The sequence below is a fragment of the Cupriavidus sp. UME77 genome (assembly GCF_014170355.1).
Taxonomy (GTDB): domain Bacteria; phylum Pseudomonadota; class Gammaproteobacteria; order Burkholderiales; family Burkholderiaceae; genus Cupriavidus; species Cupriavidus basilensis.
Map to the genome: position 1 here is coordinate 23,834 of NZ_LZZU01000049.1, position 23,085 is coordinate 46,918.

Annotated in this window: 23 protein-coding genes; 5 read left to right on the plus strand and 18 right to left on the minus strand. The window is 64.2% G+C overall.

Features of this window, described 5'->3' with window-relative positions:
* Window positions 1-137: 137 nt before the first annotated feature.
* From A9975_RS19865 to A9975_RS19930, 14 genes are all read right to left on the minus strand, one after another.
* Window positions 138-410: a glutaredoxin family protein gene (locus A9975_RS19865; protein ID WP_183034255.1), complete on the minus strand. Its 273-nt coding sequence runs from the start codon at window positions 408-410 to the stop codon at window positions 138-140.
* 14 nt (window positions 411-424) lie between these two features.
* Window positions 425-1,876, minus strand: coding sequence for a DegQ family serine endoprotease (locus A9975_RS19870; RefSeq protein ID WP_370565036.1), 1,452 nt, complete (start codon window positions 1,874-1,876; stop codon window positions 425-427).
* Between the two features lie 151 nt (window positions 1,877-2,027).
* On the minus strand, window positions 2,028-3,101 hold the full coding sequence (locus A9975_RS19875; protein WP_174425092.1) for a MucB/RseB C-terminal domain-containing protein: 1,074 nt from the start codon (window positions 3,099-3,101) through the stop codon (window positions 2,028-2,030).
* Window positions 3,102-3,109: 8 nt separating this feature from the next.
* Window positions 3,110-3,739 (minus strand): sigma-E factor negative regulatory protein, encoded by a 630-nt coding sequence (locus A9975_RS19880; protein WP_150983159.1) that lies wholly within the window; start codon window positions 3,737-3,739, stop codon window positions 3,110-3,112.
* Window positions 3,740-3,888: 149 nt separating this feature from the next.
* Window positions 3,889-4,488, minus strand: a complete 600-nt coding sequence (rpoE, locus tag A9975_RS19885) for an RNA polymerase sigma factor RpoE (RefSeq protein WP_006158605.1) — start codon at window positions 4,486-4,488, stop codon at window positions 3,889-3,891.
* A 129-nt stretch (window positions 4,489-4,617) separates the two neighbouring features.
* Entirely contained in the window at window positions 4,618-5,106 is a 489-nt protein-coding gene (locus A9975_RS19890; protein WP_255503319.1) for a hypothetical protein, read from the minus strand.
* A 28-nt stretch (window positions 5,107-5,134) separates the two neighbouring features.
* The gene (gene fabF / locus A9975_RS19895; protein ID WP_183034258.1) at window positions 5,135-6,367 is read right to left on the minus strand and encodes a beta-ketoacyl-ACP synthase II; all 1,233 of its coding nucleotides are present in this window, start codon (window positions 6,365-6,367) and stop codon (window positions 5,135-5,137) included.
* A gap of 199 nt (window positions 6,368-6,566) precedes the next feature.
* A complete protein-coding gene (gene acpP, locus A9975_RS19900) occupies window positions 6,567-6,806 on the minus strand; it encodes an acyl carrier protein (RefSeq protein ID WP_009522116.1) in 240 nt (79 codons plus the stop codon).
* A 170-nt stretch (window positions 6,807-6,976) separates the two neighbouring features.
* Window positions 6,977-7,726 (minus strand): 3-oxoacyl-ACP reductase FabG, encoded by a 750-nt coding sequence (fabG, locus tag A9975_RS19905; protein WP_043347885.1) that lies wholly within the window; start codon window positions 7,724-7,726, stop codon window positions 6,977-6,979.
* 15 nt (window positions 7,727-7,741) lie between these two features.
* Window positions 7,742-8,677, minus strand: a complete 936-nt coding sequence (gene fabD, locus A9975_RS19910) for an ACP S-malonyltransferase (protein ID WP_183034260.1) — start codon at window positions 8,675-8,677, stop codon at window positions 7,742-7,744.
* A 72-nt stretch (window positions 8,678-8,749) separates the two neighbouring features.
* Complete coding sequence (locus tag A9975_RS19915) at window positions 8,750-9,730, minus strand: beta-ketoacyl-ACP synthase III (RefSeq protein ID WP_183034262.1); 981 nt, start codon at window positions 9,728-9,730, stop codon at window positions 8,750-8,752.
* Window positions 9,731-9,789: 59 nt separating this feature from the next.
* Window positions 9,790-10,866, minus strand: coding sequence for a phosphate acyltransferase PlsX (plsX, locus tag A9975_RS19920; protein WP_150983155.1), 1,077 nt, complete (start codon window positions 10,864-10,866; stop codon window positions 9,790-9,792).
* A 323-nt stretch (window positions 10,867-11,189) separates the two neighbouring features.
* On the minus strand, window positions 11,190-11,369 hold the full coding sequence (gene rpmF / locus A9975_RS19925; protein ID WP_006158597.1) for a 50S ribosomal protein L32: 180 nt from the start codon (window positions 11,367-11,369) through the stop codon (window positions 11,190-11,192).
* A 119-nt stretch (window positions 11,370-11,488) separates the two neighbouring features.
* On the minus strand, window positions 11,489-12,085 hold the full coding sequence (locus tag A9975_RS19930; protein ID WP_183034264.1) for a DUF177 domain-containing protein: 597 nt from the start codon (window positions 12,083-12,085) through the stop codon (window positions 11,489-11,491).
* 264 nt (window positions 12,086-12,349) lie between these two features.
* Here A9975_RS19930 and A9975_RS19935 point away from each other — a divergent pair, with 264 nt between their 5' ends.
* On the plus strand, window positions 12,350-12,949 hold the full coding sequence (locus A9975_RS19935) for a Maf-like protein (RefSeq protein ID WP_043347904.1): 600 nt from the start codon (window positions 12,350-12,352) through the stop codon (window positions 12,947-12,949).
* A 51-nt stretch (window positions 12,950-13,000) separates the two neighbouring features.
* A complete protein-coding gene (locus tag A9975_RS19940; RefSeq protein WP_183034265.1) occupies window positions 13,001-13,732 on the plus strand; it encodes an SAM-dependent methyltransferase in 732 nt (243 codons plus the stop codon).
* 82 nt (window positions 13,733-13,814) lie between these two features.
* Here the strand turns inward: A9975_RS19940 and A9975_RS19945 are convergent, their stop codons facing one another.
* The 4 genes from A9975_RS19945 to A9975_RS19960 form a co-directional block, all read right to left on the minus strand.
* Complete coding sequence (locus A9975_RS19945; protein WP_183034267.1) at window positions 13,815-14,984, minus strand: S49 family peptidase; 1,170 nt, start codon at window positions 14,982-14,984, stop codon at window positions 13,815-13,817.
* Window positions 14,985-15,046: 62 nt separating this feature from the next.
* The gene (locus tag A9975_RS19950; protein ID WP_183034269.1) at window positions 15,047-15,439 is read right to left on the minus strand and encodes a Rieske 2Fe-2S domain-containing protein; all 393 of its coding nucleotides are present in this window, start codon (window positions 15,437-15,439) and stop codon (window positions 15,047-15,049) included.
* Window positions 15,432-16,091, minus strand: a complete 660-nt coding sequence (locus A9975_RS19955) for an HAD-IA family hydrolase (RefSeq protein ID WP_150983150.1) — start codon at window positions 16,089-16,091, stop codon at window positions 15,432-15,434. Before A9975_RS19955 ends, A9975_RS19950 begins: the two co-directional genes overlap by 8 nt.
* Window positions 16,092-16,110: 19 nt before the next feature.
* Window positions 16,111-17,112: an RluA family pseudouridine synthase gene (locus tag A9975_RS19960; protein WP_043347918.1), complete on the minus strand. Its 1,002-nt coding sequence runs from the start codon at window positions 17,110-17,112 to the stop codon at window positions 16,111-16,113.
* 768 nt (window positions 17,113-17,880) lie between these two features.
* On the opposite strand from A9975_RS19960, the gene A9975_RS19965 reads away from it, so the two are divergent.
* The 3 genes from A9975_RS19965 to mobA all read left to right on the plus strand — a co-directional run bounded on the left by A9975_RS19965 (window position 17,881) and on the right by mobA (window position 23,061).
* The gene (locus A9975_RS19965; RefSeq protein WP_183034271.1) at window positions 17,881-21,063 is read left to right on the plus strand and encodes an Rne/Rng family ribonuclease; all 3,183 of its coding nucleotides are present in this window, start codon (window positions 17,881-17,883) and stop codon (window positions 21,061-21,063) included.
* Window positions 21,064-21,290: 227 nt separating this feature from the next.
* Window positions 21,291-22,415, plus strand: coding sequence for a GTP 3',8-cyclase MoaA (moaA, locus tag A9975_RS19970; protein ID WP_183034273.1), 1,125 nt, complete (start codon window positions 21,291-21,293; stop codon window positions 22,413-22,415).
* Window positions 22,416-22,461: 46 nt separating this feature from the next.
* Complete coding sequence (mobA, locus tag A9975_RS19975; protein WP_183034275.1) at window positions 22,462-23,061, plus strand: molybdenum cofactor guanylyltransferase MobA; 600 nt, start codon at window positions 22,462-22,464, stop codon at window positions 23,059-23,061.
* Window positions 23,062-23,085 lie beyond the last annotated feature (24 nt).

Sequence of the window (23,085 nt, forward strand, 5' to 3'; positions counted from 1 at the left end):
ACTTTGCGCCAAAGTGCGATTTTACCGTATTTTCAAGGACTTCCGTATCGCGAAATGGACCACGGCGCTAGCCCTGCAGCCAAACCAGGCTTCGCCGGGCGCACTTATGTGCCATCTGACGCCCCATTGCCCACCTGTTAGCCCGCCCGCGGCCCCGCATGTGCGGCCAACCACGCCCTCACCCGCTTTTCGTCAAGAAAGTAATGGCACAGCTCCACGTCCGGCCCGGCCTGGGAGCCGGCCATCAGCACGGGCACCAGCTCGTCGAAACGGGCTATGGCCGCCGGATCGGCATCCACGTCCACCTCGTGCAAGACAAAGGAAAAATCGCGCCGGAGCGGCTCCAGCGCGATTTTCATGTCCTCGCACAGATGGCAGTAGCTCCTGCCATACAGTGTGAGATGGGCCACGATGGCGGCGCCGGTCAGCGCGAGGACATCGTGCCCGGCCGCAGGGTCAGCACCTGCGTGGCGTCCCCGCGGCGCACGAACACCGCTGCGATCTTGGCTTTGTCGAGTCCCTTGACCAGCTCGTTGAACTGCTTGGGGCTGGTCACATCGCTGTCGCCCAGCCGCAGGATGATATCGCCCGGGCGAATGCCGGCGCGCATCGCCGGACCATCCGCCTGCTCGACCTCGACCCCCGACTTGATCTTGAGCTCCTTGAGCTTTGCGTCGGGAATCTCGTTGACGACCAAGCCAAGCGCATTGGGCTTGGCCGCCGGCGGGGTGCTATCGTCGCGCGAGCCATTGCCGCGGGTTTTCACCTTCGCATCCCCATCCAGCTCGGCCACGGTGATGGACACCTCGCGCGTTGCGCCCTTACGCCAGAGTTGCAGCGGAACGCGCGTGCCCGGCTTGATGTCGCCAACCATGCGCGGCAGATCCGACGCCTTCTCAATGTCGCGGCCGTTGAACTTGAGGATGATGTCACCAGCCTCGATCCCCGCCTTCTCGGCAGGGCCGCCGGGCTCGACGCTGCCGACCAGCGCGCCCCGGGCACGGCCCAGGCCGAGCGAATCGGCAACTTCCTTGGTCACATCCCCGATGGCCACCGCGATGCGTCCGCGCGTGACCTTGCCGGTCGCCTTGAGCTGCTCGGTGACCCGCAAGGCTTCGTCGATCGGGATGGCGAAGGAGATGCCCATATAGCCGCCGCTGCGGCTATAGATCTGCGAGTTGATGCCGATCACCTCGCCACGCAGGTTGATCAGCGGACCGCCAGAATTGCCGGGATTGACCGCCACATCGGTCTGGATGAACGGCAGGTAGTCGCCGGTATCGCGCCCCTTGGCGGAGACGATGCCTGCTGTCACGGTGTTATCGAGGCCAAAGGGAGAACCAATGGCCAGCACCCATTCGCCAGCGCGAACCTTGTCCGAATCGCCGAGTGTCAGCTTGGGCAGACCGGTCGCGTCGACCTTGAGCAAGGCGACATCGGTGCGCTTGTCCGAGCCAATCAGCTTGGCCTTGAATTCACGCTTGTCGGGCAGCGTGACATAGATGGTTTCCGCATCGGCAACCACGTGGGCATTGGTCATCACATAGCCATCCTGGCTGATGACAAAACCCGATCCCACGCCACGGCTCTGCTCTTCGCCTTGCGGCGGCTGCCCGCGGCGCGGGGCACCCGGCGGCGTGGGGGCACCCGGCATGGGCACGCCAAAGAAACGGCGGAAGAACTCTGCCATTTCGTCATCTTCGGTCCCCCCCGGTGTGCCGCGTGCGCGCACGCGCTCGGTGGTGCGGATGTTCACGACAGCCGGTCCGGCCTTTTCCACCAGATCGGTGAAGTCGGGCAGGTTATAGGATGGCGCGGCGGCCTGCGCGTGACTCAGCTCCGCGGCAAAGGGCGCAAAGGCGAGAATGGCAGCCATGAGCACGGTCCGAGCCAAGGCTGGAGATCTTGGTGACATCGTCGACTCCCGGGAAATCAGCGAAAAGAGGAAGAAAGCACAGGCAGCAGGGTTGCCGATCGGCGGCGGCACACAGGCGGTGTTCACGCCTGCGGCAACGCCGCGATCCGGCCTAGTGGGCCTTCGGTGGTTTGTATTCTACCGCCGAGGCAAACTGCCTCACTGTGGCCGGCGGGACTTCGCCCACCACGGTGATCCAGAAATCGGCTACGCGGCGTACCACGACCTGCGTGGCACCCAGCGAGGCGACGCCTTCGCGGCGCACGCGCTGCTCGGAAACCGGCTCGATAAACACCGACAGGCCGGTCAAGCCATCGCTGTAGACAACCTGGAGCACTTCGAAAACATTGCCGCGCGGGTTGGCCTGCGGTGCGCGCAACTCTCCCAGCGGGCGGCGAACTTCGCGGATCTTCAGGAACCCCTTGACCGGAACCGCGATGCTCCAGCCTTCATCGGCAATATTGGCCGGATGGTTGGTCACCTCATAGTGAGTCCATGAGCCGGAGTTCTTGATGGCCGTGAGAATGCGCTGCTTTTCCGATGGCACGCCGATGTCGACTTGCGAGAAAGCAACCTGTTCCAGCACCTTGCCGCCCTCGCCCAGGGTCTGTGCGCGCATCAGCAAGCCGGAATTCTTCTCCGCCCAAAGGCGCACGGCGTAGCGCGCCGCGTCGTGCGGCTCGAGCGAAAAGACCTCGCACTCGACGCCAGCCACGCGCTCGCCCGGAAGCTTGCGCATGTCGTAGATATCGAGCACATCGCTCTTGTTGGTGGCCAGCAGCGCCGGAAAACGATCCTTGGCTTCCTGCTTCTCGACCACCACCAGCTTGGCCTCGGGAATCAGGCTGTGGACGATGTCGTTCTGGCGCAGCACCTCGCGCGGCTTGCCGTCAAGGGTCTCAAGCCGTTCATACTCGTTGTTGACGAGATCGCTGTAGTGCTGGATACGCGATGCATGCATCACGCTTCCACGCTGATAAATCAGCGTGCCGACATAATTCTCGCGCTGGGCCGCGCGATGGATCTTGTTGAGCCAGGCCGTTGCGTCGCGACGGGCCAGCGTATTGTCCGGCGGCTGCGCAGTTGCCGCAGCCGCAGTCAGACACAAGGCCAGAAAAAAGGACCTGCGAAGGGCCCTAATTCTGTGTGCGCCCGCTACGTTGGCGGGCGACCATCCTTTATGCATGTCCGGCATTATTCCTGCGAATTGTCCTGAGAGAAGTTTGCGCTGTTAGCCACTTGGCGCATGGTCGGCACTACCGCATCGGTGGCAACCGAGACGCGGTGAGCGCGAAGATATTCATCCAGACGGGGATCGCGGATCATCTGCGCGTTGTCGGCGGAGACAGTCACGATGCCGCCAGCCTTGGGCGCTGCAGGTTGTTCGACACGCGCCACAACCGCATCCGGCGTGCCGAGGTCGGCGGCGCCGCGCATTTGCGGCACGGCCACCCAGCTGACGGCGGCCACAGCAGCAGCAATCGCAGTGCTCGGCATGACGCGCCGCACCCACGACGGCTTGAACAGCAGGCGATGAGCCGACGACGCCTTGGCGACGGCGGGCACCAGCACATGCGGCTCACTGTCCAGACGAGCGGAAAACCGGGAAAGAAAGTCATCGGTCGAGCCGGCATGCGTCAGTTCTTCCGAACGCAGGGCATCGCCAATCAATTGATAAGAGGCCCAACTCGCCATGCCCGCCTCGCTTTTCGCGAGGTCCAGCACTGCGTTTACTTCGTGCGGCGCCAGCTCGCCATCCATCAGCACGGAGATTTGCTCCGCTGCTTCCACTTCATGAACCGACTGCTTATGAGCCTGACCCATTTCCCACCCCTAGAAAAACCATTGAACAACCGACAATCCCGTCTACCGCTTTGTCGTTTTTCGATGCAGGAATAGGCTGCAACGCTGGCCGCACGACATTTTATTTACTGCTTACCACTAGACATCACCACCTGCTACATCACCACCTACTACCACCGCTTGCCCTCTGCCGTTCCCAGCAACGGGCGCAATTTATCGGCAATCGCCTCGCGCGCCCGGAAGATGCGCGACCGGACTGTGCCGATCGGGCAACCCATGGCTTCCGCGATCTCCTCATAACTGAGGCCCTCGATCTCGCGAAGGGTGATGGCGGTGCGCAATTCCTCGGGCAATGCTTCCATCGCGCGGTTGACCGTCTCGGCCACCTGGCGGGTATGAAGCATCGACTCCGGCGTATTGATATCTCTTAGTTGCTCACCGTCCGCAAAAGTTTCAGCCTCTTCGGCATCGATATCACTAGAGGCTTCCGGCCGGCGTCCCTGGGTCGCCAGGTAGTTCTTCGCCGTGTTCACCGCGATCCGGTACAACCAGGTGTAGAAGGCCGACTCACCGCGAAATTGCGGCAATGCACGATACGCCTTGATGAAGGCATCTTGTGCTACATCCTCCACTTCCGCGGAATCCCGCACCAAACGCGAAATGAGCCTGATGATCTTGCGGTGGTATTTCACCACCAACAATTCAAAGGCCCGCTTATCGCCCTGCTGGACGCGTTCAACGAGGAGCTGATCGGCTTCGCGTTCGCTCACGAATATTTCACCTGCAGTGTATCTCTTGGTATCGTCTTCACGACAAACGTTGTATTTTACCTACGTTGCGGGCCGCACGGTCAGTGCGTTGCAACGCATATTGTGAAGAATGGTTGAAATAGCCGCGCATCAGCCGGCCTCGCCGGCTGCCGGGCCTTCGCGGCGCGCAACCCGAATAGTGCGCCTCAGGGCGCGCAAAGCGCTGGCGCCGGCAAATGCACGATTGACCACCAGCACGCGTGGTGGCTGTCCGGCTACCGGTTCCAGGGCCAGCACGAGCGCCAGCTCGCCCAATTCCCAGCTGGATTCCACCCTCGCTATCGCGCGGCTTCCGTCCGGCATATCGACCAGGATGCCGGGCCGGCCGGTACGGTCCCGCCCTGGCGCAAGGCCGCCGTAGGCACAGGCGGCACCGCGCCAGAGCTTGGGCCAATGCCAGGCCAGCCAGCCGCACAACCCGGCCAGGCCGGCCACCAACAGCCACTGCGTCAGATCCCATCCTTGCGCCGAGCGCCCCAGTTCCTGCACGCCTTGCCGGGCTAGCAACGTGAATGTTGCCAGCTCGCAGGCCAGGAACAGCACCAAGGCCCACCGCAGGGGATGGGCCTTGAAACGCAAAGGGGAAGCCACCCGGCGGCCGCCGGTTTCAGGCGCGACGGAAGACAAGCGTGCCGTTAGTGCCGCCGAAGCCGAAGTTGTTTTTCACCGCCACGTCGATCTTCAGGTCACGTGCCGTATTGGCCACGTAATCCAGGTCACATTCGGGATCCTGGTTGAAGATGTTGATGGTCGGGGGCGACACCTGGTGGTGCAGCGCCAGCACGGTGAAAACCGACTCAAGCCCGCCCGCGCCACCCAGCAAGTGGCCGGTCATCGACTTGGTCGAGTTGACAGCCAGCTTGTAGGCGTGATCGCCAAAGGCCAGCTTGATTGCTTCGGTCTCGTTCTTGTCACCAAGCGGAGTCGAGGTGCCGTGCGCATTCAGGTAGCCGACTTCATCCGCATTGATGCCAGCATCCCGGAGGGCGTTGGCCATGCAGCGGCGCGGGCCGTCCATATTGGGCGCGGTCATGTGGTAAGCATCGCCGCTCATGCCGAAGCCGATCAGCTCCGCATAGATCCTGGCGCCACGCGCCTTGGCCGACTCATACTCCTCGAGCATGACCACACCGGCGCCCTCGCCCAGCACGAAGCCATCGCGATCCTTGTCCCAGGGGCGGGAGGCGGCTGCGGGGTCATCGTTACGGGTCGACAGTGCACGCGCTGCGGCAAAACCGCCAATGCCCAGCGGCGAGACGGTGGATTCAGCGCCACCGGCCAGCATCACGTCGGCGTCCCCCGCCTGGATCAGGCGGGCCGCCAGGCCGATGCTGTGCAGGCCAGTGGTGCAAGCCGTGACCGCGGCCAGATTGGGGCCCTTGAGTCCATGGATAATGGATAGGTGGCCCGAGATCATGTTGATGATCGAGCCAGGCACGAAGAACGGGGAGATCCGGCGCGGGCCACGATTGGTCAGCTCCGCGTGGGTATCCTCGATCATCGGCAGGCCGCCGATGCCCGATCCGACCAGCACGCCAATGCGATCGGCATTGGATTCGGTCACTTCGTAGCCGCTATCCTTGAGCGCCTGCGAACCCGCTGCGATGCCATAGTGGATAAAGGTATCCATATGGCGGGCTTCCTTGGCCGGGATGTAGTCCTCGGCGTTGAATCCCTTGACCTCGCCAGCGAAGTGCACGGCAAGCGCGGAATGATCGAATTTGGTGACGGTGGCAATGCCAGACTTGCCGGCAACCAGGTTGGCCCAGCCTTCGGCAACCGTGTTTCCGACCGGAGACACAAGGCCAAGCCCAGTGACGACGACGCGACGACGGCTCACTATGATTTCCTACGGGTACGTGAAGCAAAACCGGATTGGGAATCGATGCCGGCCAACGGCCAGCAACCGGCTGCACCGACACCGGCGCAACGCATCCAATTGTGCTTCTTCGAACAGACGAAAGCCACAGAAAACAACGCAGCAGACCCACGGGCCCACGCGCCTGCCTTCTGTGGCTCGGAATTCAGATACGACAGGCTTAAGCCTTGACGTGTGCAGTGGCGTAATCGATTGCCTGTTGCACGGTCGTGATCTTCTCGGCTTCCTCATCAGGAATTTCCATGCCGAATTCATCTTCCAACGCCATCACCAGCTCAACCGTGTCGAGCGAGTCAGCGCCCAGGTCGTTCACAAACGACGATTCGGTCTTGATGTCTGCCTCGGCCACGCCGAGTTGCTCTGCCACGATTTTCTTGACGCGTTGTTCGATATTGTCCATGTAACCCTCCAGGGAAGTTCGACAAAAAGTGGGCGCATTTTAGCAGGTTTGGGCCATAAAAATGCCCCCCGCCATCTATTGCAAGAACTGCGCCCGATCAGTTTTAAAAATAACCACTTCATACAGCTTCTGCCGGCTTCTCCCTCGAACCCGACCACTGCACAAGGCGATCAATTCATGTACATGCCACCATTCACATGGAGCGTTGTACCAGTGATGTAGGCCGCCTGCGGACCTGCCAGGAAGGCCACCGCATGTGCGATGTCTTCCGGCTGGCCGAGCCGGCCCAACGGGATCTGCGTCTTCAGTGCCGCATGCTGCTCTTCCGACAAAACCTTGGTCATGTCGGTATCGATAAAGCCCGGCGCCACGCAATTGACGGTGACGTTGCGGCTGCCGATCTCGCGCGCAAGCGCGCGGCTCATGCCTTCCACGCCGGCCTTGGCCGCCGCGTAGTTCATCTGGCCCGGGTTGCCGGTCGAGCCGACCACCGAGGTGATGTTGATGATACGGCCACCGCGGGCCTTCATCATCGGGCGCAGCACGGCGCGCGACAGGCGGAACACCGCCGTCATATTGGTCTCGATCACCGCGCTCCAGTCTTCGTCCTTCATGCGCATGGCGAGCTGGTCCTGGGTAATGCCGGCATTGTTCACCAGCACGCCCAGGCTGCCATGCGCCTTGACCAGTTCGTCGATCAGCGCTTCCGACGCCGCTGCATCATTGACGTTGAGCACGGCGCCGCGGCCCTTGCCGCCGGCTGCCGCCAGGTATTCGCTGATCGCTGCCGCACCCGCCTCGCTGGTGGCGGTACCCACCACTGTAGCGCCCTGGGCGGCCAGTTCCAGTGCGATGGCGCGGCCAATGCCGCGCGATGCGCCGGTTACCAGCGCGACCTGGTTTTCCAGAAATTTTGTCATTGCGTTGGTCCTTGTTTACTTCAGCAGCGCCAGCGTGTCCTGCAGCGAGGCCGGATCGAAGATCGCCCCGCCCACCAGATTGCCGTCGATGCGCTTGGTCATACCGGCCAGCACCTTGCCGGGGCCGCACTCGATCACATGGGTCACGCCTTCAGCAGCGATCTTCTGCACGCACTCGACCCAGCGCACCGGGGCAGCGGCCTGGCGGACCAGCGCGTCCTTGATGGCTTGCGGGTCGTTGACGATGGCCACATCGACGTTGTTCACCAGCGGAATCGACGGCGCGGAAAACACCATGCCGGCCATGCGCTCGCGCAGACGGTCCGATGCGGGCTTGAGCAGCGACGAGTGGAACGGTGCCGACACCGGCAGCGGCAGCGCGCGCTTGGCGCCACGTGCCTTGGCCATTTCGCAGGCCTTCTCCACGGCACCCTTGTTGCCAGCGATCACCACCTGCAACGGAGCATTGAAGTTCACGGCCTCCACCACGCCGGCACCGGTCGCCGACGCTTCGGCGCAAGCGGCGCGCACGTCATCGTCGGACAGGCCCAGGATGGCCGCCATGCCGCCCTCGCCAACCGGCACGGCTTCCTGCATGGCTTGTGCGCGAAAGCGCACCAGCGGCACCGCATCAGCAAAGGGGATCACACCGGCTGCCACCAGCGCGGAATACTCACCCAGGCTGTGCCCCGCCACCACGGCCGGAGCCGGGCCGCCGGCGTCGAGCCAGGCGCGGTAGATGGCCACCGCGGCGGTCAGCATCACCGGTTGCGTGTTGGTGGTGAGGTTCAGGTCCTCGGCCGGGCCTTCGGCGATCAGTCGGCCCAGGTCCTGCCCAAGCGCGGCGGATGCCTCATCCAGCGTGGCACGAACTACTGCATTGCCGGCAAAGGCGTTGAGCATGCCAACTGCCTGCGAGCCTTGCCCTGGGAATACAAAGGAGAATTTCATCGCAATCGAATCGTAAAGATGAATAGCGCCAGGTCGGTGCAGCGGCATGACACCGCCGCGCCGGCCCGAATATTACATGCGCAGCAATACCGCACCCCAGGTGAAGCCGCCGCCCACGCCTTCCATCAGCACGTGATGCCCTGCGCCGATGCGGCCATCGCGCACCGCCACGTCGAGCGCCAGCGGGATCGAGGCGGCCGAGGTGTTGCCGTGCTCATGCACCGTAGCCACCATGCGCTCGGCGGGCAGGCCAAGCTTCCTGGCCGTGCTTTGCATGATGCGGATATTGGCCTGGTGCGGGATCAGCCAGTCGACCTTATCCGCCGGGAACTGCGCGCCCGCGAGTGCTTCGCGCGCGACCTTGTCGAGCACGGTGACCGCTAGCTTGAACACAGCCTGGCCATCCATGTGCAGGAAGGGGTTCCCGGTGATATTGCCGCCCGAGACGTTGCCCGGCACGCACAGGATATCCACGTGGCTGCCATCGGAGTGCATCGCCGACGACAGGATGCCGGGCTCCTCGGAGGCCGACAGCACGACTGCGCCGGCACCGTCGCCGAACAGCACGCAGGTGGTGCGGTCGTTGAAATCCAGGATGCGGGAAAACACTTCCGAGCCAATCACCAGCGCATTGCGATGTGAACCGCTGCGGATGAATTTCTCGGCGGTGGCCAGCGCATAGACAAAGCCCGAGCACACCGCTTGCAGGTCGAACGCCGCGCAGTTGTTGGTGATGCCAAGCTTCTGCTGCACGAGGCAGGCGGTGCTGGGGAAGACGAAATCGGGCGTGGAAGTGGCAACGATGATCAGGTCGATGCTCTGGCGATCGATGCCGGCGGCCTCCAGCGCGCGCTCCGCTGCCTTGACGGCGAGGTCGCTGCTGGTGACATCCGGCTCGGCCCAATGGCGGGCCGAGATGCCACTGCGCGAAAAGATCCATTCGTCGCTGGTCTCGATGCCCTTCTCAGCCAGTTGCGCCGCGATATCTTGGTTAGTGACGCGCCGCGGAGGCAAATAGCTCCCGGTCCCGATGATTTTTGCGTAGCTTGTCATGTAATGTCGGATCGATCGTCTGGCCACGGGTCGTCGCCCGCGGCATCTACATCAAGACCTCAGGCGGCGTGCGGGCTTGGACTGGAATCCTCGGCGCCTGACTGCGGGCCGGTAGCCGGAGTGCTGTTACCTGACTTGTTGGCGAAGGCCTGAATGGTGCGTTCGATCACACCATTCCTGGCCGCATCATACCCGCGTTTGATAGCCCACTCAAAAGCGTGCGCATCGGCGGAACCATGACTTTTGACGACCAGCCCGCGCAGACCGAGCAGGGAAGCGCCGTTGTAGCGCGCCGGATCCAGGCGCCGGGACAGTCGCTTGAGCACCGGCAAAGCCAGGACCGCCAGCAGCTTGGTAAACCACGACCGCGTGAATTCTTCCTTGATCATGTTGGCGATCATCTTGGCCAGCCCTTCGCTGCTCTTTAGCGCGACGTTGCCGACGAAGCCATCGCACACCACGATATCGGTGGTGCCCTTGAAGATGTCGTTGCCTTCCACGTTGCCGTAGAAGTTCAGTTCCGAAGCGCGCAGCAGCTCACCCGCGCGCTTCACCACATCGTTGCCCTTGATCACTTCTTCGCCGATGTTAAGCAGGCCGACGCTCGGGCGTTCCTTGTGATCCACCACGGCAACCATGGCCTCCGCCATGCGCGCGAACTGCAGCAGGTGCTCGGGCTCGCAGTCGGCATTGGCACCGAGGTCGAGCACCGTGGTACCCCAGCCCTGCTCGTTGGGAATGGTGGTAGCGATAGCCGGCCGCTCGATGCCCTCGAGCGTTTTCAGCACATAGCGCGACACCGCCATCAGGGCGCCGGTATTGCCTGCCGAGATGCATGCGCCAGCCAGCCCCTCCTTCACCTGGGTCACCGCCACGCGCATCGAGGAATCCTTCTTCCTGCGCAGCGCCACTTCAACGGGGTCGTCCATGGTGATGACTTCGGACGCGGTCACAATGCGCACGCGCGGATGGTCGAGCGCGTGCAGCTTCTTGAGCTGCGGCTCGATGCTGTCCCGCAAGCCGACCAGCACCACTTCGGCGTCGCTATGGCTTGAGAGAAAACTGATCGCCGCCGGTACGGTCACGGAGACACCGTGATCGCCACCCATGCAGTCGATAGCTAGTTTGATCGTCATTGTTTCCTGGTGCAGAAGCGCTGGTCGGCGTGACTTGGAATACTGGCTCCCGAGCCGGGCAGGCATGACCCTGACCAGCCGGTGGCAACCCGACGGCACTCCCGGAGCGCTCCACGGCGAAATCTGGCGCCGCCCTCGCCGCCGCGCATGGCATCCAGCCATGCACTCAACTTGAGCCGGCGGCGCAAATCGGCCCGATGGAAGCCTGCGCTACGGTTTGCGCTGCGAGCGCGCAACAAAAAAGCGGCAACGATTTTGCCGCTTTTTTGTTTTTGACCTACCAACGTGCGCGTACGAGACGCAAAGTCACGCCGAACGATCTGTCAGTCGTTCTTGGTCTTGATGACCTTGCGGCCACGATAGTAGCCGTTCGGGCTCACGTGGTGACGCAGGTGGGTTTCGCCCGTGGTCGGCTCCACTGCCAGCGCTGCCGTGGTCAGGTGGTCGTGCGAGCGATGCATGCCGCGCTTGGAGGGCGACTTCTTGTTCTGTTGAACTGCCATGATGACTCCTTCGAGAATTTTTCAATGGTAACACACGCATCCCGCACGAGGCGTAGCCGGGCCCGGCCGGATGCTGATCCTGGTGCCCTCGAACGTTGCAAGATGCCGGCGAACCGGCTTCAGTGCTTCGTTTTCAGGCCGGCCAGCGCCGCAAAGGGCGAAGGCCGTTTTTCTTCTTCCGGCAGAACCTCTGGTTCAGGTTCCGCCTGTCCGTCCACCCCGGTCACGAGACTTTCGTGCACCGTGGGGCAAACGTCATGCTTGGGCGCCACCGGCAAAGCCAGCAGCACTTCATCTTCAATCAGCGTCAGCAGGTCGAAGCGCTTGGAGCCAACAATCACATCGAGCTCGTCGTCATCCATGGGCGCCGCATCGGCATCCGCCTCGCTGGCGACCACCTCGAAACACATGTCCGTGGCGATCGGCTGCTCGTAGACCTGCAGGCAGCGCTGGCAATCCAGCCAGACCCGGCCGTTCACGGCCAGGTCGATGAACAGGCGCTCCACCGCGGGCTTGCCGGGCTCGCTCGCCTCTTCCTCGACAAAGCCGGAAAGCGCGTAGCTGAACACCTCGTCCGGCGCCGACGCTGGCGCTTGCGCCGCAGTCTCGGCTATGATGCGCGGCAAATCGCGTGCAGCAACTTCGCCGGCGGCGTCGTCGCCAGCGCGGCAAAACGCAAAGAGATCGAGCGCGCGCAGGTCAATCGGCTGGGTCATGTCTTATCGTGCCGTCATGCCGGGCGGCATCCCGGAGGATCGCGGCTTCGACGCATTTTTTTACGTATACCTGACACATGCCTGCTGACACACGCCTGTATACGCACCGTCGAAACGTGACTCGGAAGCTACACAACACCGGAAAAAACACGGTATTGCGCCGGACTTGCTTGGCTAAACGCGAGATTATACGTCGATTCTGCTGCCGCGGTCAAAATTTTGGAAGACGGCCATTCGCCGCTTTCCCTTTTCGCTCAATTACTTATGCCGCAAACTTCCCGCCCCACCCTGATCCTGGGTTCCAGCTCACGTTATCGCCGCGAATTGCTGGAGCGCCTGCGCATTCCTTTCGAGGTGGCAATTCCCGACATCGACGAAACCCCACAGCCTGGCGAGAGCCCCGAGGCCACCGCGCTGCGGCTCTCCCACGCCAAGGCACAGGCCATTGCCGAGCGGCATCCCGGCACGCTGGTCATCGGCTCCGACCAGGTCGCCACGCTGGATGGCAGGCAGATCGGCAAGCCCGGCTCCCATGAAAAGGCCCTGGCGCAATTGCAGTGGATGCGCGGGCGCACCGTCACTTTTCACTCCGCGTTGTGCCTGCTTGACAGTCGTAACGGCGAGGCTCAGCTGGCCGATATCCAGACGCGCGCGACTTTCCGCGACCTTCCCGACCAGGAACTGGATGCCTACCTGCGCATCGAGCGCCCTTATGATGTCGCGGGCAGCGCCAAATCCGAAGGACTGGGCATCGCCCTGCTCTCGCATATGGAGTCCGACGATCCCACCGCGCTGGTAGGCCTGCCCCTGATCGCGCTGACCAATATGCTGCGCCAGGCCGGCTACCCCTTCTTCCAGGACTGAGGGCTTCGCCCACCTTGCACCAAGCCACAGAAGACAAATGAGAACCCAAGCATGAGCGGCACCCTGTACCTGATCCCCAACACCTTGGGCAAACGCGACGAATTCGACCCGCTCGCGGATGTCATTCCGGCTGGCGTGCAGCAAATCACGGCCAGCCTGGACTACCTGGTGGCGGAAAATGCCAAGACGGCACGCGCCTTCCTGAAGAAGCTCAACGAAACGTGCCCGCTGGCCAAGCCAATCCAGCAGATCGAGATCCGCGAACTCAACGTCAATACGCGCGAAGGCGAACTGGCCGCCCTGCTGGCACCGATCCGCGAAGGGCGCGACGGCGGCTTGCTATCGGAAGCCGGCGTGCCGGCGGTGGCCGATCCAGGCGCCAACCTGGTGCGCCTGGCTCACACCAAGGGCGTGCGCGTGCGCCCGCTGGTAGGTCCGAGCTCGATTCTGCTGGCCGTGATGGCGTCCGGCCTCAATGGCCAGAGCTTTGCATTCAACGGCTACCTGCCGGTGGATGCCGGCGAGCGCGCCAAGCGCCTGCGCGAACTGGAGCAGTTATCGCGCAAAGCGCGCCAGACCCAGGTCTGGATCGAGACACCGTACCGCAATGGCCCCTTGCTGGAAGCCATGCGCCAGCATTGCGCAGGCACCAGCCTGCTGTCGATCGCGGTAGACCTGACCTTGCCAAGCGAGACGATCGTCACGCTGCCCATCTCCGATTGGCGCCCTGAGCGGCTGGCACTGAACAAGCGCCCCGCCATTTTCTCCTTGCTGGCAGCCTGAGCGACGGCCGGCAAGCGAGGAAGCAAACGAAAAATGGGGCGTTTCCGCCCCATTTTTCTGCCCCGAGCCCGGCTCGGCTGGCTTAATGCATGGCCTGCACGCGCGTACCGAACAGCATCGTCTTCATTGCGGCCGTGCCCACCGCGGCGCCGAAACGCTTGGCTACCCGCTCCGCAATATTCTCCTTGACGGTGTAGTCGACGATGTCCTCGGCCTTGAAGAGATCCCGCGCCACGTAGTCGGCGTTGCCCAGGCCGTCGGCCAAGCCCAGCTCAACGCTGCGCTCGCCGGACCAGAACAAGCCGGAGAACAGGTCCGGATCGTCCTTCAGGCGATCGCCTCGGCCTTCCTTGACCACGTCGATGAACTGCTGGTGGATCTGCTTGAGCATGGTTTCGGCGTATTGCTTCTGCCGCGGCACCTGCGGCGAGAACGGGTCGAGCATGCCCTTGTTGGCGCCGGAGGTATAAAGCCGGCGCTCGACGCCCAGCTTGTCCATGAGCCCGGTGAAGCCAAAGCCGTCCATCAGCACGCCGATCGAGCCGACGATGCTAGCCTTGTCGACATAGATCTTGTCGGCCGCCGCCGCCACGTAATAGCCGCCCGAGGCGCAGATCTCCTCCACCACCACGTAGAACGGCTTGGTGGGATAAAGCGTCCGCAGGCGCCGGATCTCGTCATTGATCATGCCGGCCTGCACTGGCGAGCCACCCGGCGAGTTGATCTTGAGGATGATCCCGGCGGCATTGGTATCGGCAAACGCGGCCTGCAGGGCTGCGTTGATCGATTCAGCGCTGGCCGGCGTCCCGGCAGCAATCTCGCCGTCGAGCGACACCATTGCCGTATGGCGACCGCTCGTGGCAATGGTGCCGTCGCCCTTGAAGTCGAAAACGGCAAAGAAGATCAGCGCTAGCAGGGCGAGCCCGGCGAAGCGGAAGAAAATCCGCCAGCGGCGTGCCGCGCGCTGCTCGCGCAGCGTCGCCATCAGCACCCTTTCCAGCACATCCCGCTCCCAGCCTGTTCCCGTGGGGACCGGGCCAATGTCACGACCGGCCATGCGCGCCTTGCGCTGGCCAGCTTCTTTCTGCGAAGCAGCATCTCCGGCGCGCAACTCTTGCTCCAGCGGGTAATCGGCCTGCGAGGCGGTTTCCAGCCGGTCATCCCCCGCCCCGGGCACCCCGGCGCTGGCCGAAGCCACCGGTTCCTGCGCCTTGCCGGATTCGTCCTGCGGCGGTTTTTGCTGTTCAGTCATGCAGTTGGCTCTTGATTATGAATAGAGAGGCGGGCCGGGGCACCGGGCCCGCCGGCTGCCCGCTAGCCCGCGGGTGCTTCGTATGGACTTTCCGGCAGCCAGTACACATTGCCGTCGCGCACTTCGACGCGCAGCTTGGCCAATGAAGCGCCCCGGCAGGGGCCGCCCACGCACAAGCCGCTGTCCGGCGCATAAACCGCGCCATGTGTCGCGCACATCAAGTATAGGCCCGAGGACTCGAAAAACTGTCCCTCCTGCCAATCGAGCTCCATCGGCACATGCGCGCACTGGTTAAGGTAGCCGTGGACAGCCCCCTCGAAGCGCACGACAAACGCACTCACGGGGCGCCCGCCCACTTCGACCACAAAACGCACCCCGGCGCCGCCGTCAGCCAAATCCTCGGCCGCGCAAAGGTGACGCTCGCCAGTCATCCCCTGGCCCGCTGCGTCAAGCATGCGCCAGCAGCCAGTCTTTCAGGTCGGCGATGGACGACGCGCAATGCAGCGGCGCCATGGCGCGCAGGGCGTCCGCGGGATGAGCGCCGTAGCCTACGCCGATGCCAGCCGCGCCGGCATTGGCCGCCATCTGCAGGTCATGGGTGGTATCACCGATCATCACCGTGCGCTCCATGTCCTGCCCCAGTTCGCGGGTCAGCTCTTGCAGCATGGCGGGGTGGGGCTTGGAAAAGGTCTCGTCGGCGCAACGCGTGCCGTCGAACAGGCGCACGAGGCCAGTTGCTTCCAGGGCGCGCTGCAGGCCGACGCGGGTCTTGCCCGTCGCCACGCCGAGAAAATAATGCTCGGCGCGCAAGGCTTCCAGCATCTCGTGCACCCCGTCGAACAGCACCAGTTCGGCGTCGCGGGTCAGGAAGTGGAAACGGTAGCGCTCGGCCAGTCGGGGATAGTCGGCGGGATCGAGCGTCGGCACGGCGTACGACAGCGCGTCCTTGAGTCCCAGCCCGATCACGTGGCTGGCGGCGCTGTCGTCGGGCACCGGCAAGCCGAGGTCGCGGCTGGCCAGCTGGATGCATTTGGCGATGGTCGGGGTGGAATCCATCAGGGTTCCATCCCAGTCGAACACGATCAGGTCGAAGCGTTGCCTGGCCATGAATATCCTTGTTGGCGCCTTAGTCAGCGGCGCGCTGGTTACGGGCTTGCTGCAGGAACGCTTCGCACTCCGGCGGCATGGGTGCAACGACAGTGGTGATTTCTCCACTGATCGGATGCGTAAATGTCAGGCTGTGCGCGTGCAGGAACATGCGCTTGAGCCCGGGATTGGCGCCGCTGCGGGCCAGCGCCTTGTTGAGGGCGTAATCGCCGTACTTTTCGTCACCCAGGATAGGGAAGCCGGAATGCGCCAGATGGACCCGGATCTGGTGGGTCCGCCCTGTCTTCAACTCGGCCTCGAGCAAGGTATAGCCAGGCATGACCTCGAGCCGGTTGAACACGGTATGCGAGGCAATGCCATCTTCCTGCACCCGAACGCGGCGCTCGCCCTCCGGGGTGGTGTACTTATATAGGGGGAATTTCACGTGCTGCCGGGCATTCTCGAAATGCCCCGCCACGCAGGCGAAGTAGCGCTTGTCCAGCGCACTGCCGCGCATCTGCTCATGCAGGTTCACCAGCGCCGTACGCTTTTTCGCCAGCACCAGCAGCCCGGAGGTCTCGCGGTCGAGACGGTGCACAAGCTCAAGAAACCTGGCTTGCGGGCGGGCGCGCCGCAATTGCTCGATCACGCCGAATGCCACGCCGGAGCCGCCATGCACGGCCACGCCGGCAGGCTTGTTGATCACCAGCAGGTATTCATCCTCGAAGACCACCGGAAAGCTGGCCGGCGGCACGAACTTGCCGGCATCAGGTGCCGAAGCCGCCACACGCATAGGCGGGATCCGGACCACGTCGCCCAACTGCAGGCGATACGTGGCGTCGACCCGCCCCTTGTTCACACGCACTTCACCCGACCTCAGGATGCGGTAGACATGGCTCTTGGGCACCCCTTTCGAGAGCTTCAGGAGGAAGTTGTCGATACGCTGGCCATCGGCTTCGTCGCCAATCGTTACGTACGCCACCTGGGGCCCGGCCGCGGCGGGCCGCACCTCTTTTTCAATTTGATGGCGTAACTCATTCATTTTCAATATAATTTCCTCGCTGTTCCGGCCAAAGACCGGCAGCGCAAGTCAGGTGTAGACGATTCGTCGTATTTTACACTTCGGGTTGCCGCCAACCCTGCCAGCCTCCCGCTTCTTTGCGTACCACGCGAGCCCGGGGCTGGTAAATGGCAGCAAAAACGCAGCACGCACGGTATCGCCCGCGCAGGAAGTCGCCCAAAGGCAACTTCGGCGCTGACGGCGGTCACGTGGGAGTAGTGTTCAGGTAGAACAGAATTTGATAGTGGATGCCCACCCGGCATCCACTCTGGTGAGAGAAGTCCCGCCCGCACCGGGAAACGGTGCCGCCGGCATGCTTCCAACGCCGCCTGACTGGTTATACCGGCGCCCGGTCGCAGAACTCCAAGAAGCAGTAGGTGCGCCCGCCAGGAGATGTCAGGAAGCGAAGCAGCATTGCCGTGACGACAAACTTGCTCTTTGACGCGTCTAGCCCTTCCGCGGCCGGCCGCGGTGCGATGGCGCCTCTTTGCGCCCGCACCGCCGCCATGCCAGCCGGAAACCCGCTGGGTCGCTGCGCAAAGCAGCACACCGGCGTTCTCTCCGACCATGCGGACGGCGCTTTCGACGTCGTTACCTCTCTTTCACCCGTGCCCAGCCGGCCGCGCTCATTTGCGCGACGGCGCTTTTGGCAATTCTCGCGCCCTCACTCGCTCCCTCGCGTGCTCCACGGAACGAACGCCGCGGGCACCGCATGCCGGTGCAATCCGCGGCATTGAGTGAGGTAATGCGATGAAACGCATGCTTTTCAACGCGACGCAGCAAGAGGAACTGCGCGTCGCCATCGTCGATGGTCAGAAGCTGATCGACATCGACATCGAAGCCGCCGGGCGCGAACAGCGCAAGGGCAACATCTACAAGGGTGTCATCACCCGGATCGAGCCCTCGCTGGAAGCCTGCTTCGTCAACTACGGCGAAGAACGCCATGGCTTCCTGCCCTTCAAGGAAGTAGCACGCGCCTTTTTCAAGGAAGGTGTGGACGTGCGCAACGCCCGCATCCAGGACGCGTTGCATGAAGGGCAGGAACTGATCGTCCAGGTAGAAAAGGAAGAGCGCGGCAACAAGGGCGCTGCGCTGACCACCTTTATCTCGCTGGCCGGCCGTTACCTGGTGCTGATGCCCAACAACCCGCGCGGCGGCGGCGTATCGCGCCGCATCGAGGGCGAGGACCGCCAGGAACTGCGCGAGACCATGGGCCAGCTGGCCGTGCCCGAGGGCATGAGCATCATCGCCCGCACCGCGGGCATCGGCCGCTCGGCCGAAGAACTCCAGTGGGACCTGAACTACCTGCTGCAACTGTGGAAGGCCATCGACGGCGCCGCCGGCGACAACAAGGCCCCGCTGCTGATCTATCTCGAGTCCAGCCTGGTGATTCGCGCCATCCGCGATTATTTCCAGCCGGATATCGGCGAGATCCTGATCGACACCGACGAAATCTACGAGCAGGCCCGCGCCTTCATGAGCGTGGTCATGCCCGATAACATGAACCGCGTGAAGAAGTACCGGGACGACGTCCCCCTCTTCTCGCGCTTCCAGATCGAGCACCAGATTGAGTCGGCTTATTCGCGCATGGTGATGCTGCCCTCGGGCGGCGCCATCGTGATCGACCACACCGAAGCCCTGGTGTCGGTGGACGTGAACTCGGCCCGCGCCACCAAGGGCGCCGACATCGAGGAAACCGCGCTACGCACCAACCTCGAAGCCGCCGACGAAATCGCCCGCCAGCTGCGCCTGCGCGACCTGGGCGGCCTGATCGTGATCGACTTCATCGACATGGAAGCCAGCAAGGCCCAGAAGGACGTGGAAACGCGCCTGAAGGATGCCCTGCGCCATGACCGTGCCCGCGTGCAGATGGGCAAGATCAGCCGCTTCGGCCTGATGGAGCTGTCGCGCCAGCGCCTGCGCCCGTCGCTATCGGAAGGCTCGCACATCACTTGCCCGCGCTGCAACGGCACCGGCCATATCCGCGATACCGAATCCTCCGCCCTGCAGGTCCTGCGCATCATCCAGGAAGAAGGGATGAAGGAAAACACGGCCGCCATCCACTGCCAGGTGCCGGTGGAAGTGGCCGCGTTCCTGCTCAACGAGAAGCGCCAGGACATCAACCTGATCGAGATGCGCTTCAAGGTCAACGTGCTGCTGATCCCCAACAAGCACCTGGAGACCCCGCACTACAAGCTGGAGCGCCTGCGTCACGACGACCCGCGCCTGGAAGACAGCATGGCCAGCTACAAGATGGCCGAGGCTGCCGCCAAGGAACTGGAAGCCGACACCAGCTACAGTAGCCGCAAGAAGGAAGATGCCAAGCCGCGCCAGGAAGCTGCCGTCAAGGGCATCACCCCGGAACAGCCGGCCCCCGTCTCCGTGCCGCGCGCAGAGCGCGCCCCGCGCCCGGAAGCCGCGGCAGCAGCCGCACGTCCGGTGCCGGCTACCCAGCCGGTGGTCGGCGGTGGTTTTATCGGCTGGCTGAAGAACCTGTTCGGCGCCAAGCCCGCAGCGCCCGCCGTCGAGCCGGCCAAGCCGGCTGACGCAGAGCAGCGCAGCGCCGAGAACCGTCGCGAACGCGGCCAACGTGGCGAACGCGGTGAAGGCCGTGGCCAGCGCGGCGAACGCGGTGGCGAGCGTGGTGAGCGTGGCGGCGAACGTGGCGACCGCCAGGGCCGTGGCCAGCGCGGCGAGCGCGCACCCCAGGAACGTGGCGAGCGCACCGAGCGCACGGACCGGGGCGAACAGCGCACGGAGCGTGGCGAGCGCGTCGAAGCGCGCGGTGAACGTGGCGAACAGCGTGGCGAACAACGCGGCGAGCGCAACAGCCGCGCCCCGCGCCAGGCCGCACTGGAAGTCCAGCCGGCCCGCCAACCCGAAGGCGCGCCGGCCGAGCGTACGGAAGGCCGTGGCGAAGGCCGCCGCGACCGCAACCAGGAACGCCGCGAGCGTCAGCGCGACCGCCAGCGTGAACGCGCGGATGCACCGCGCGAAGGCGAAGCCACCGAAGGCCTGGCTGCCGAAGCCGTAGCCGCGAGCGCCGCAGTTGTCGTGGCAGCGCCGGCCGTAGCGGCAGCGGTTGCCTCGCACGATGACGCCGACAACGCACGCACCGACCTGCCGGAAGGCACGGAAGGCACGGAGAACGGTGAAGGCGAAGAACGCCGCCGCCGCAATCGCCGTGGCCGCAACCGCTATCGCCGCGAACGCGACGACGGCGCCCAGGCAACCGAAGGCGCGGAAAGCGCTGAAGGCGAATACACGGCCGAAGTGCGCGAAAGCACCCAGGCCGCCGCCCCGGCTGTGGTCGCCCAAGCGCCTGCGATCGAAGCCGCTGCCGCGCCGGCTGCCGAAAGCGCGCCGAGCGCTCCGGCTTACCAGCCCGCCCAAGCTGCCGCAGTGACGCAACAGCCCGTGGCACTGCCGGCGGAGCCGGTGTTCGTGCAGGCCGCGCCGATCTCGGCGCCGGTCGCTGCGCCAGTCGTTGCGCCGATCATCGAAACGGTTGCCGCGCCGGCGGCTGAAACGGTGGTTGCGACGATCGCAGCAAGCCCGGCCGCCTACTCGGCTCCGGCTCCGGTTGTGGCTGAAGCCGTCGTGGAAGCCCCTGCTGTCGTGGAAGCCCCTGCTGTCGTGGAAGCACCTGCTGTCGTGGCACCTGCCGTTGAAGTGCCGGCCGCGGCCCCTGTGGCAACGGTAGCCCCGGTGGCCCCGGTCGCGGTCGAAAGCCTGCAGCCGATGCTGGCCTCGGTTGGCCTGGAGTGGGTCAACACCGACACCAGCAAGCTGCGCGCTGCGCAGGAAGCGGCTGCCAGCATCCCGCCGGCAGCGCGCGTCGTGCGGGAGCGCAAGCCCCTGCCGCCGCTGCCTGAAGGTCCGATGATCCTGGTCGAAACCGGTGGCGATACCGCTGGGACGCCGCAGAAGTAAGCGGCACCCTCGCGGGTAGCAAGGAAAGGGACGGCGATGCCGTCCCTTTTTCATGCCTGCGGGCTTTGTCTGCGGGCTTTGTCCCGGGTGATGCCGGCGGTACCATGCCCGGCTCAGCTAGAATGACAAATAGATGGCACCCGAAAGATGGTGCCCGGAACGGGCGATGCTGCCCCATGCAATCGCGCCAGAACCGCCCGTCACCCGCACTGCCACGCCCCCAGGCCATGACCGAATCCGTCATTCCCATTTTCGACCTGCGCGATCATCGCTACCGCTCGATGACGCCAAGCATTCCGGCCGTGCTCACCGCACCGTCCGGGCTGGTTGCCGACACGCGCGGCCGGCCGCTGCATGATCTGCGCATCTCGGTTACGGATCGCTGCAATTTCCGCTGCGTCTACTGCATGCCCAAGGAAGTGTTCGACAAGGACTACACCTTCCTGCCCCATTCCGAGTTGCTGAGCTTCGAGGAAATCGAGCGCGCGGCTCGCCTCTTCGTTGCGCACGGCGTCGAGAAGATCCGCCTCACCGGCGGCGAGCCGCTGCTGCGCAAGAACATCGAGAAGCTGGTGGAAATGCTGGCGCGCATCGACACGGTGTCCGGCAAACCACTGGACCTCACCCTTACCACCAACGCCTCGCTGCTGGCCCGCAAGGCGCGCGCGCTACGCGATGCAGGCCTGACGCGGGTAAGCGTGAGCCTGGACGCCATCGACGACGCCACCTTCCGCCGCATGAACGATGTCGACTTCGCGGTGCGCGACGTGCTGGACGGCATCGAGACCGCTCAGGCGGCCGGCCTGGCGCCGATCAAGGTCAACATGGTGGTCAAGCGCGGCACCAACGACGGGGAAATCGTGCCGATGGCCGCGCATTTCCGCGGCAGCGGCATCATCATGCGCTTTATCGAGTTCATGGACGTGGGCGCGAGCAACCACTGGCAGATGGACGAGGTGCTGCCCTCGGCCGACGTGGTGCGCCGCATCCACGAGGCCTTCCCGCTGGAAGCCATCCCCGCCAACTACAGCGGCGAGACCGCCGAGCGCTGGCGCTACCGCGACGGCGCCGGCGAGATCGGCGTGATCTCCAGCGTGACCCACGCCTTCTGTGGCGACTGCAGCCGCATCCGCCTGTCGACCGAAGGCCGGCTCTACCTGTGCCTGTTCGCCACCGAAGGCTACGACCTGCGCGCGCTGCTGCGCGGCGAGCACAGCGACCTGGAAATCTCGAACGCCATTGCCGGGGTCTGGCAAGGCCGCACCGATCACTACTCCGAACAGCGCAGCGACCCCGCGGTGCGGCAGGCGCGTGCCGAGAACAAGATCGAGATGTCCTATATCGGCGGCTGATCACAGCCACCCCGCCCAACCCATCACCCTATCCTCCCATCCCCCGATGATTTCTCGCGAAGACATTACCGGCCTGATCCTGGCTGGCGGCAGGGGCAGCCGCATGGGCGGCACCGACAAGGGCCTGCAGCCGTTTCGCGGCGCGCCCATGGCGATGCATACGCTGATGCGCCTGTCCGCGCAGACTGGTGGCATGCTGATCAACGCCAACCGCAACCTGGCCGCGTATGAGTCCTTCGGCGTGCCGGTGGTCACCGATTCGGTGCCGGACTTCGCCGGGCCTCTCGCCGGCATGCTGGCCGGGCTGGAACAATGCCAGACGGGCTGGATGCTGAGCGCCCCCTGCGACTCGCCTTTCCTGCCATCCGACCTGGCCGCGCGCCTGGCGAGCGCGATCGACGCACAAGGCGCCGAAATGGCCATCCCGGTCACCATCGACGCCGATGGCCGCCGGCAGGTCCAGCCGGTGTTTTGCCTGATGCCGGTCACGGCGCTCGACGGCCTGGTGGCTTTCCTCAACGGCGGCGGCCGCAAGATCGAAACCTGGGCCGCCTCGCACCGCCTGGCCGAGGTGCTGTTCGAAGACGCCGGCGCCTTCGCCAATATCAATACCCTGGATGAGTTGCGCACGCTCGAAGCGCGCTGACAACCCAAGCCAGGCCGCTGCCCC